Genomic DNA, 10,135 nt, shown 5'->3' on the forward strand with positions numbered 1-10,135 from the left:
GGCAGCACTTGCGAAACAACACCAAATCACCTAGCGTTCAACATGCCTCGTTGATCACGCCGCGTGAACCACGCCAAATCCGAAGTCCACCACCTCCCGGGACGCTATCGAACCCGACTTCGTTCGGACCGTAAACATGGACGATGGGGATGAGAACTGCGCCGCACAAAAGCATCGCCTGGTAAGCGATGGCACACTCAAGACCGTTGGCTAGCTGAATGAATCGCCCCGGGTTTGATGCACACGTGGTTATTGGTGTGCAGCCGCAGGTTGGGCTGTGTTCGTAGCGTAGTAGATCGCCTCGTATTCGACCGGTGGGAGCCGGCCGAGGCGGTGCATGAGCCGGCTGGTGTTGTACTAGTGCACCCAGTCGGCGGTGAGCATCTCGACGTCGCCCAGGCGGTCCAGCGGGCCACGCCGGAAGGGTGAGTCCGCGCGGACAGCTTCGGTCTTGTAGAGACCTATCGTCGTTTCGGCGAGGGCGTTGTCGCAGTCGCCGACCGATCCGATTGACGGGATCAGCCCGGACAGTGCCAGAGTCTCCCCGAGCCGCACCGAGGTGTATTGCGACCCCGCATCGCTGTGGTGAATCGTGTTGCCCGACAGTGGGTTACCTTCATTGAAGCGAAGCTGTGCGGCGTGGCGGATCGCGTGGCGGACAAACCGGTCCTCCTTGCTCGCCGAGCACATCCATCCCACGATCCGTCCGGCGTAGGCGTCGATGGCGAACGCGGTGTAGACGAACACGCCGCTGGCCAGGCGGACGTAGGTGAAGTCGGGACCAGCAGCACGTTAGGTGCAGGCACCCGAAACTGGCGTTTGACCAGATCCGCGGCCCGCTCTGCGCCTGGATCAGCGATCGTGGTGCGGACCTTCTTACGGCGGGTGACACCGTGCCAGCCGTGGGCCCGCATCAGCCGTTCCACGGTGCAACGCGCCACCGCGATGCCCTGACGTTGCAGGTGAGCCCACATCTTCGTCGCGCCGTAGAGCGACTCCGGCTTGCGGCGGCCATGCTCATCGGGCTCGTAGTAGCCGGCCAACACTTCGGTGATGACGGTGTCCCAAAGGGTCCGCGCTGACGGGGGTCGGGCCAGCCAGGCGTAGAAGGTTCTCGGGGCGATCGTGACGCCGTGCTCAGAGAGCACGCGGCAGATCGGAGCGACCCCGAACCGAGCGCGATGCTCGGCGATGAACGCACAGATCAACGGTGTCGCGGGTCGCTCTCCCGCACGAAGAAACTTGTTGCCGCCTTGAGGATTTCGTCTCCTCAAGCTCACGGTTCTTACGCTTGAGTTCACGCAACTCGCGCACCGTATCGGTGGGCACCCCGTCACGGACCCCGGTATCGACCTCGGACTGGTTGACCCACCGGCGTAGCGATTCGTAGGACACTCCTAACCGCTTCGCGACCGCGGTCACGCAGGCCGTGCGGGTGTCGTACTCCTCGGCATGGTCGATGACCAACCGCACCGCCCGGGCCTTGAACTCCTCGTCGTATCTCTTCGGCATGATGCAAACAACCTTCCCTCGAAAGAAGGTGTGCATCAAACCCGGGGCGGTTCAGACCTCGAGCACAGCGTGACCCGGAGTCAATCCCGCACGTTGCAAGCCCGCTGCCACGGCCACAGCGGCGCAGTGGATTTCGGCGACAGTCGACACCGTATCGGTTTCCCGGGTTACGAATGTGATAGCAACGTCGCCGTGTAGCCGGCTGCCTTGCTGGAACGCGTCGATGCATGTCCGCTTCGAGTACCACCCGTCGCGATACCACTTATCGCGCCACTGTTGACGTTCAAAGCCTCGGTGATCGGCGCCACGAACGGTCCTGGGTATAGCCATATGCCGCGAGTGAATCAACGATCGAAATGCTTTATCGGCCGTTCGACGAACTCGAAGACGACACCATCCGGGGAACGCATGAACGCGACATAGAGACCATCGATCTTTGTTCCCGGTAGCGCGCACCACACCGGTTCCCCCACCAGTGGAACCGACTTCGGCAGCGATGCGACTGCTGTGTCCAGGCCGTCAACTCGCAGAGCACAGCGGTACAGCCCTTGACTGTTGGCACCTTCCGGCAGTGGATGCCTGCTCGTGTCGGGATGCTGCACAACATTCACCGTGAACTGTTCCCGATCCTCTGGCAAAGCCAACCGAACCGTCTCGCAAATCGCATCGTCGTCGCCGCCGCCCGGTACAAACTGATTTTCGCGGATCTGACTGGTAGCCGGCGCATCCAACACCTCGAAGCCGATGGCGGTCATGAAGTCGGTGGTCGCCTGAGCGTCGACGGACAAAATTTGGATACCTGAGAAAAGAGCCCCGGGTATCTCACTAGAGACTTGAGTCAACTCGATTACTACGCCATCTGCGTCCGTCGTCAACACTGATTCCCGACCCGAGATCAACCCTACAACGGGGTCACTGATCCGCCGACCGGCTTCCCGTAAGTGGCCTGAGCACGTTTCTAGATCGTCGACGGTGAACATAGCTGAACGGACTCCAGGACGAAATGGACTCGAGTTGGAACTCGGTCTGATTGTGGGCGTCGTCCACTCAATGACCTCAAGTGCGCACGCATTGCGACCACCGCGGGCGTCGTACAGAAACGAAGTTGCAGCGCGTACCTCACCCTCGAGACCGAGCATGCTGCCGTCCAGTGTTGCGCCTGGCTCGGTCAGCATTCGCCGGGACAGGCCGAGGCGCTGAGCATATAAGTTCTCGGTAGCTTGCAGCGACGCGCTGTTGAGGTTCACATGCAAGAACCGACGCGCGAGGGCTTCATTTGTCGGCATGATTAGAACGCTGCACCTTTCACCGAGCCTGATGTCACTGAGACTGCCTGCTCGAGGCGGGCGTGGTCGCGGAAGAACCTCTCACCGCATCACAACCTCTAGGTTCGCTCAGCACACTGTGTGCGAATAGTTTATATCAGTAAGACATATTAGCGTGTTTGAGTGCCGTCGGTTCTGCGAATGATCGCTACAGCACAAGCGACGACCCTTTCGCCGCATGCGCGCGCGCCGGTCGCTGTGCTCGGACGGCCCACACGTTGAACGAGGGCCGAATCGAGGCGGACCACGCCGCTACCCGGACGAGTCGCGTCAGGCCTTGTCCAGAGACGAACGACCGCTGGCGATCGACGCCAGCATCGTCGAGTCCGAAACCACCTGAACGCCAGACAGAATTATGTCTACTATCGACTCAGCGTATGCCGGAAAGTTCCGGCGTAGGCGGAGACGGCCGGAAGGGCTCGTCATTTCCCAGTGGGTGGAGAGGGCCCCGACAAGCAGGTCAACGATGGTCGACGACCGTAGGCCCTTTGCGATTTCGCCGCGCCTCACCGCGCGTCGGGTGATGTCGCGAGCGGCATCAGTGCGCGGCCGCACGATCAGCTGTTCATGAAGCGCATGCAGAGCAAGGTTGCCTTCGCAGTCGTAGATGATTCGCCGAGCGGCCAGCGCTCGATCGGGATATTCGTACCAGTGAACCCATTGGCTGGCGTAGTCGAGCAGATCGGCACGAATCGAGCCGCAATCCCGCGCCGTCGGGAAGTCTGAAACATCAAGGGCGGCAACGAGAAGCTGCTCACGGTTCGACCAGCGTCGGTAAATGGCCGGCTTGCCAACGCCTGCCGCACGCGCGACTGCCTCGAACGAGAAGCCACCCCAGCCGTTCCGGGCATAGACCCGAATTGCCGCGTTGAACACCCGCGGTTCGATCAGCGGGTCCCGCTTACGACCTGCGGCGCGAGTAGGCACGTCCATGTTGGGCATCCACCCATCTATTTGCCACTGAGCACTCATCGTCGCACTCAGTGTTGCAAATTTGCTCGGAGTGCTAGCATATCGGACGTAGACCGTACGAAATTGCCCTGCTATCGAGGAAGGGGTGGATATGTCGGATCGACCACCGACAACTGGCGAACCGAAGGCATGGACTCCCGAGGAGTTCCGCAACGCAGTGCGGCAGTGGTTTCGGGAGCACATTCACCCACTAACCGAAGCAACCTGCACCGACGAAGACCGGAAGCAAGTCACGGCCGCGGCTTACGACGCTGGCCTGCTGCACCCTACGTGGCCGGTCGCGTACGGCGGAGGTGGACTTTCCCCCGTGTTTCAGACGGTGTTCAACGAAGAATCGGCGGTCTACTCCTGGGCGCTGATTCCAAGCACGGTAACTGTCGGGATTTGCGCCGCGACCCTGCTCGACTCGGGCACCGATGAGCAGAAGAGACGGCACATACCCGCGATGCTCCGTGGTGACGAGGACTGGACGCAGTTGCTGTCCGAGCCGGGCGCGGGCTCAGACCTAGGCGGCGTAGCTACCCGAGCTACGCGGCATGGCGATGAATTTGTGCTCAATGGCCAGAAAGTGTGGACCTCGGGAGCCGCGGACTGCAATTATGCTGCTGCGCTTGTGCGAACCGACGCGGCGGTGCCGAAGTACAAGGGCCTCTCCATGGTGATCGTGGACATGTCAAGCCCAGGTGTCGACGTCCGGCCGTTGCGACAGATGACCGGAGACGCGCACTTCAATGAGGTGTTCCTCGACGACGTCCGTGTACCGGTGGCCAATCTGATGGGCGAGTACAACGGCGGCTGGGGTGTGCTGAATCGGATGCTGATGCATGAGCGGATCGCTTTGAGTGCCGGAACAACCGCGGGCAGCATTTTCGACCCCAACACATTCGATGAACTGTTGACGCTGGCACGAGCAAGGGGTGTTGACGCCGATGCGGCGGTGCGCGCCCGCCTCGCTGACATCTACATCGACAAGCGTCTACTCGACTTTATGGGCAGGCGGATGCGTGCGGCGGCCGCCGCGGGGCTCGAGATGGGCCCTGTCGGCTCCATCGGGAAAATCGGCATCGCACGTAACGCTCGGTCGTCCGCTGAGGCTGCGGTTCTCATCGGCGGCCCAGACGTGCTGGCCTGGGAACCGGGTGATCTAGGTAGTGAGCGTTGGGCCCGCGACTTGTTAATTTTCCCGATGACGGCGATCGCGGGAGGGACCACAGAGATCCAGAAAAATACAGTTGCTGAGCGTCTGCTTGGCCTGCCGCGCGAACGGCATGCAGATCGGGGTGTCCCGTTCAGCCAAATCGCCAAGGATCCATCCGGGATTGTTACCGACTAACACAGAACACTGAGGTAAAGATGCTGATTCCGGATGTGGTGACCGAAGAACATAGCGAATTACGCGCGACGGTTCGCCGATTATTTGAAACCCGGTCCCCCGAACCTGTGATGCGAAAAGTAATCGAAACCGATGCTGGCTACGACAGCGAACTGTGGCATCAGATGGCTGACCAGGTGGGGCTTCACGGCCTGGGTCTGCCCGAAAGGTACGGCGGCTCCGGATACGGCTCCGAAGAGACAACCATAGTTTTCGAGGAAATCGGACGCGCTCTGGTTCCGTCGCCGTTCTTCGCAACCATCGCCCTCGCTGCTCGCCTCCTGGTCGAACTGGGCGATGAGGATGCTGATGATCGCTATCTGCCGCGGATTGCTAGCGGCGATCTGATCGCGACCGTGGCGATCGCCGAAAGCGCTGGATCCTGGCAGCCACGTGACCTCTCGGAGGTCGCCGCCGTGCAGCACGACGGCGGTTGGCGGTTATCCGGAGAGAAGACGACCGTGTTGTCGGCGGAGACCGCTGAACTGCTTCTAGCCGTGGTAACCGACAATCATGGGACGAGCGTTTTTGCTGTCGATCCGGCTGACTCGGGCGTGACGATCGTGCCGCTCACTACGCTTGATCTTGCCCAGCGTCAGTCGAAAGTGCGCTTCGATCATGCGCCGGCAACACTCATCGGCGTGCACGGCGGCTCGGCGGCCGCCGTCGCTTCCATGCTCGATCACGCCGCGCTCGCCCTTGCCGCCGAACAGGCGGGGAGCGCAGCGTTTTTGGTTGAAATGTGCGTGGACTACGCGAAGCTCCGCCACCAGTTCGGTCAGCCGATCGGCGCGTTTCAGGCGATCAAGCACAAACTCGCGGACATGGCCTTCGATGTTGAGCGGATGGATTCCGTGGTCAGACATGCCGCAACTACCGCGGCTGCCGACACGTCTGAACTTGCGATAGTCGCATCGATCGCAAAGGTTTTCTGCTCTGAGGCATTCTTTCGCGTCGCGGCTGAGTCGATACAAATTCACGGCGGGATAGGCTTTACTTGGGAGCATCCGGCACACCTGTACTTTCGCCGCGCCAAGAGCAGCGAATACTTGCTGGGCAGTCCAGGGAAGTATCGCGATCTTCTCCTGGAGAAGATCGCTTGTCGATCAGACTGCTGAACCCGACGGTGCCCGCCTGGTCGTTGAAGCGGCTCTCAGTCACTCCGGTCCACAACCGGCGGCGGCGGGCCGGTGAGGCCTGACTTCGGACATGGTCTCCGAGATTTCGATCCGTTAGTTCTGTGACCTGTGGGTTTGCTTGCTGGGGCGTGTTGTTTGGGGTACTAGGCGGGTAGNCCTGACTTCGGACATGGTCTCCGAGATTTCGATCCGTTAGTTCTGTGACCTGTGGGTTTGCTTGCTGGGGCGTGTTGTTTGGGGTACTAGGCGGGTAGGTTCGTGCGGTGGCGTACGTGCGGAAAGTGCGCACGACCTCGGGCGCGGTGGCGGTACAGGTCGCGCGCAAAGACCATGGGCAGGTGGTGATCCTGGCGCATCTGGGTTCGGCTCATACCGATGCTGAGCTGGGCATTTTGCTCGAACAGGCCCGGGAGATGGTTGCCGGTGGCCAGGCCGCGCTCGACTTCGAGGTGGCAGCGCGTGCCCAGTCGATGGCCGATGTGCCCGATTTCCGGGCCCAGACGCTGATCGCTGAGCCGGCCGAACCTGCGGTGGCCCCGGTGGTCCCGCCGGGGCGCACGATGGGCGCCAGCTCGCGGCTGCTCTACGACACCCTTGTGCATGTCTATGACTGGCTCGGGTTCGACGTGGTCGCTGACCCGGTGTTTCGGGATCTGGTCATCGCCCGGATCGTGGAGCCCACCAGCAAGGCTGATGCGGAGCGGGTGTTGGCCGACCTGGGTGCAACGACGGTGTCCTATCGAACGATTGCCCGTCACCTCGATCAGGCCGGCCCTGGTAAGTATCGGGATGCCATCGCCGCCAAATGCTTTGATTACAGCAGTGATTGCGGTGGTTTGAGCCTTCTGCTGTATGACGTGACCACATTATATTTCGAGGCCGAAGCCGAAGATGAGCTCCGCAAAGTGGGGTTCAGCAAGGAGCGGCGCGTCGACCCTCAAATTGTTGTCGGGCTGCTGGTCGACCGGACTGGGTTCCCTTTGGAAGTCGGCTGCTTCGAAGGCAATACCGCTGAAACCACCACCATCGTCCCGATCATCACCAGCTTCCTGGAACGCCACAATCTGGCCGGCACGCCGATGGTGGTGGCTGCTGATGCCGGAATGCTGTCCGGGTCCAACCTCAAAGCTCTCGACGAGTTGGAGCTGTCGTTCATCGTCGGCTCCCGCGTCACCAAGGCGCCTGGGGACCTGGAGTCCCATTTCCATTGGAACGGCGATGTTTTCACCGATGGACAGGTCATCGACACCGTCACACCCCGGCACGGCAACACCAAGGTCAACAACACCAAGTTGCGTGCCGAGCCTGTCAGCGGTCACGTAATTCCCCAGGTTTGAGGGGTTGTCCGTCACGTATTTCCTCACCCGCCGTCACGTAATTCCCCACCCCTTGGGGCGTGTCCGGCTGGGGTTGGGGTGCTGCTCAGGTTCGCTCCGTTCAAGAGCCCCGCCCGGGGCCTTGGAAGGGGCCTTGAGTTGGCGAGGAGATCGTGGAACGTGACCGACTTCGTGGAGATGTTCCGGCACTGGCATGCCGGCCGATCCCAGGTGCAGATCTATGACGCGTTGGGTATCGACCGCAAAACCATCCGCAAATACGTGGCACCGGCCATCGCCGAAGGCTTGGAGCCCGCGCCGGAGGAGCCCTTCGATGAGCAGGTGTGGCGGGACCGGATCGGACGGTGGTTCCCGGAGCTGATCGATCCGAGCGTGCGGGCACTGACCTGGGATCAGATCGCGGTGCACCACGAGTGGATCGCTGAGCAGCTTGACGTGCCGGTCACGGTGGCCACCATCGCCCAACGCCTGCGCGATGACCGCTGTGTGGATGTTTCTGAGTCGACGGTACGTCGTTACATCGCAACGAGATTCGCCGAACAGCACCTCGAAGAGAAGGTGACCGTGCCGCGGGGTGCGGTCGACCCGGGCAGCGAAGCCCAGATCGACTACGGGAAGTTGGGGATGTGGCTCGACCCGGCGACGGGCCGCCGCGTCGCGGTGTGGGTGTTCGCGATGATCCTGTCGTGCTCACGCGCCCTGTTCATCCAACCTGTGTTGAGGATGGATCAACGGTCGTGGAATGCCTCTCATGTCGCGGCATTCGAGTTCTTCGGAGGCGTCCCGGCCCGGCTGGTCTGTGACAACCTCAAGACCGGAGTGATCCGCCCCGATCTGTATGACCCGCTGATCAACCTGGCCTACGGGGAATTGGCGGCGTTCTACGGCACCCTGATCGACCCCGCGCGGGCCAACAAACCCAAAGACAAACCACGTGTCGAACGGCCCATGCCCTACATTCGGGACTCATTCTGGGCCGGCCGCCAGTTCGAGTCAATCACGCAGATGCAACGTGAGGGACTGCGCTGGTCCCATGAGGTCTACGGGCTGCACAAGCACCGCGGCCTCGACGGTGCCACCCCAACAGCGGCGTTCAACGCCGTCGAGCGCGACGCGTTGATGCCGTTGCCGCGCAGACCGTTTGAACCTGTCGTCTACACCGTTGGCACGGTGGCACCGGACTGTCACGTCAAGTCCGGGAAAGCGTTCTACTCGGTGCCCTGGCGGCTACTGGGCCAGAAAGTCACCGTCCGCGCCGCCGGGGACGTGGTGCAGATTTTCCACCACGACGCGGTGGTGGCCACCCACGTCCTACATCTGTCTGGGCGCTCGACGAACTTCGAGCACTACCCGCCGCACAAGGTCGCCCACACCCTGCGCACCGTCACGTGGTGCCGCACCCAGGCCGAGCAGATCGGACCCGGCACGGTGGCGATCGTGGCTGAGCTGTCGGAGGTCAACGCCATCCATCGACTGCGCGCCATCCAGGGCATCATCGCGCTGCGCGACCGCTACGGCGCCCCGCGCCTGGATGCCGCCTGCGCCCGGGCGTTGGAGGTGGGCGATCCGCGGTATCGCACCGTCAAAGGCATCCTGGCCGCCGGCACCGAGGCCGGCGACACCCCTGCGGTGGGTTCACCCATGCCGCCGGCGCTGCTGCGCGGTCCCGACGCCTTCAACACTGAACGCACCGCCTAAACGCTGCGGCGAACGTCGCATTCCCATTCTGCTGCAACCACATTCATACGGAAGAGACTGTTATGACTATTCATGATCCGAGCCTGCGGGCTGCGTTGAAGACCCTGAAACTGACCGGCATGCTCGACACCCTCGACGCCCGCCTGGCCCAAACCCGTGGCGGCAAACTGGGGCATCTGGAGTTTCTGCAGGTGCTCTGCGAAGACGAGATCGGCCGCCGGGAATCAGCCGCGCTGGCTCGGCGGGTCCGCCGCGCCCGCTTCGAACAACCCAACACCTTCGACGACTTCGACTTCACCGTCAGCCCGAAACTTCCGGCGGCGATGCTGCGCGACCTGGCCGCGCTGCGCTGGCTCGACGCCGGGGAGTCGGTGATCCTCTACGGCCCGGTTGGGGTAGGCAAAACCCATGTGGCACAAGCACTTGGACATCAAGTCGCCCGCCGAGGCGGCGACATCCGCTTCGTCAAATGCTCCCGCATGCTCGCCGATCTCGCCGGTGGCCACGCCGACCGCACCATCGGCCAACGCATGCGCGAATACACCCGCCCACTCGTGCTGATCGTCGACGACTTCGCGATGCGCGAGCACACCCCCACCCAAAGCGACGACCTCTACGACCTGGTCTCCGATAGGGCCATCGCCGGCAAACCGTTGATCCTGACTAGCAACCGCGCCCCGAAAAAAGCGCACTTGTTCGCGCGAACCTGTGCGGAAGTGGCGTTGAAACGTGACATGTTTGCAGGTATCAGGGTTGGGCGAGGTGGTCGGGCAGTCGGCC

6 protein-coding genes and 2 pseudogenes are annotated in these 10,135 nt (G+C 62.2%); 5 read left to right on the forward strand and 3 right to left on the reverse strand.

Features of this window, described 5'->3' with window-relative positions; all coding sequences use genetic code 11:
* Positions 1-249: 249 nt before the first annotated feature.
* The 3 genes and pseudogenes from H7I57_RS19370 to H7I57_RS19380 all read right to left on the reverse strand — a co-directional run bounded on the left by H7I57_RS19370 (position 250) and on the right by H7I57_RS19380 (position 3,779).
* Positions 250-1,512 (reverse strand): annotated as a pseudogene (locus tag H7I57_RS19370) (IS3 family transposase).
* Between the two features lie 344 nt (positions 1,513-1,856).
* Entirely contained in the window at positions 1,857-2,798 is a 942-nt protein-coding gene (locus H7I57_RS19375) for a VOC family protein (protein ID WP_264025388.1), read from the reverse strand.
* 309 nt (positions 2,799-3,107) lie between these two features.
* Entirely contained in the window at positions 3,108-3,779 is a 672-nt protein-coding gene (locus tag H7I57_RS19380; protein ID WP_264025389.1) for a TetR/AcrR family transcriptional regulator, read from the reverse strand.
* Positions 3,780-3,900: 121 nt separating this feature from the next.
* Here H7I57_RS19380 and H7I57_RS19385 point away from each other — a divergent pair, with 121 nt between their 5' ends.
* The 5 genes and pseudogenes from H7I57_RS19385 to H7I57_RS19405 all read left to right on the forward strand — a co-directional run.
* Positions 3,901-5,142, forward strand: coding sequence for an acyl-CoA dehydrogenase family protein (locus H7I57_RS19385; protein WP_264025391.1), 1,242 nt, complete (start codon positions 3,901-3,903; stop codon positions 5,140-5,142).
* A 20-nt stretch (positions 5,143-5,162) separates the two neighbouring features.
* Positions 5,163-6,299 (forward strand): acyl-CoA dehydrogenase family protein, encoded by a 1,137-nt coding sequence (locus H7I57_RS19390; RefSeq protein ID WP_264025393.1) that lies wholly within the window; start codon positions 5,163-5,165, stop codon positions 6,297-6,299.
* A gap of 284 nt (positions 6,300-6,583) precedes the next feature.
* Positions 6,584-7,630 (forward strand): annotated as a pseudogene (locus H7I57_RS19395) (IS1634 family transposase); the annotation flags it as partial.
* A 186-nt stretch (positions 7,631-7,816) separates the two neighbouring features.
* Positions 7,817-9,355 carry an IS21 family transposase gene (istA, locus tag H7I57_RS19400; protein ID WP_264025395.1) on the forward strand — a complete coding sequence of 513 codons (1,539 nt, stop codon included), beginning with the start codon at positions 7,817-7,819 and terminating at the stop codon, positions 9,353-9,355.
* 62 nt (positions 9,356-9,417) lie between these two features.
* Positions 9,418-10,135, forward strand: a 718-nt coding sequence (locus tag H7I57_RS19405) for an ATP-binding protein (protein ID WP_264025396.1), incomplete at its 3' end; no start/stop codon positions are given.

Origin of the sequence: Mycolicibacterium pyrenivorans, from assembly GCF_025821625.1 — a bacterium.
Classification (GTDB): domain Bacteria; phylum Actinomycetota; class Actinomycetes; order Mycobacteriales; family Mycobacteriaceae; genus Mycobacterium; species Mycobacterium pyrenivorans.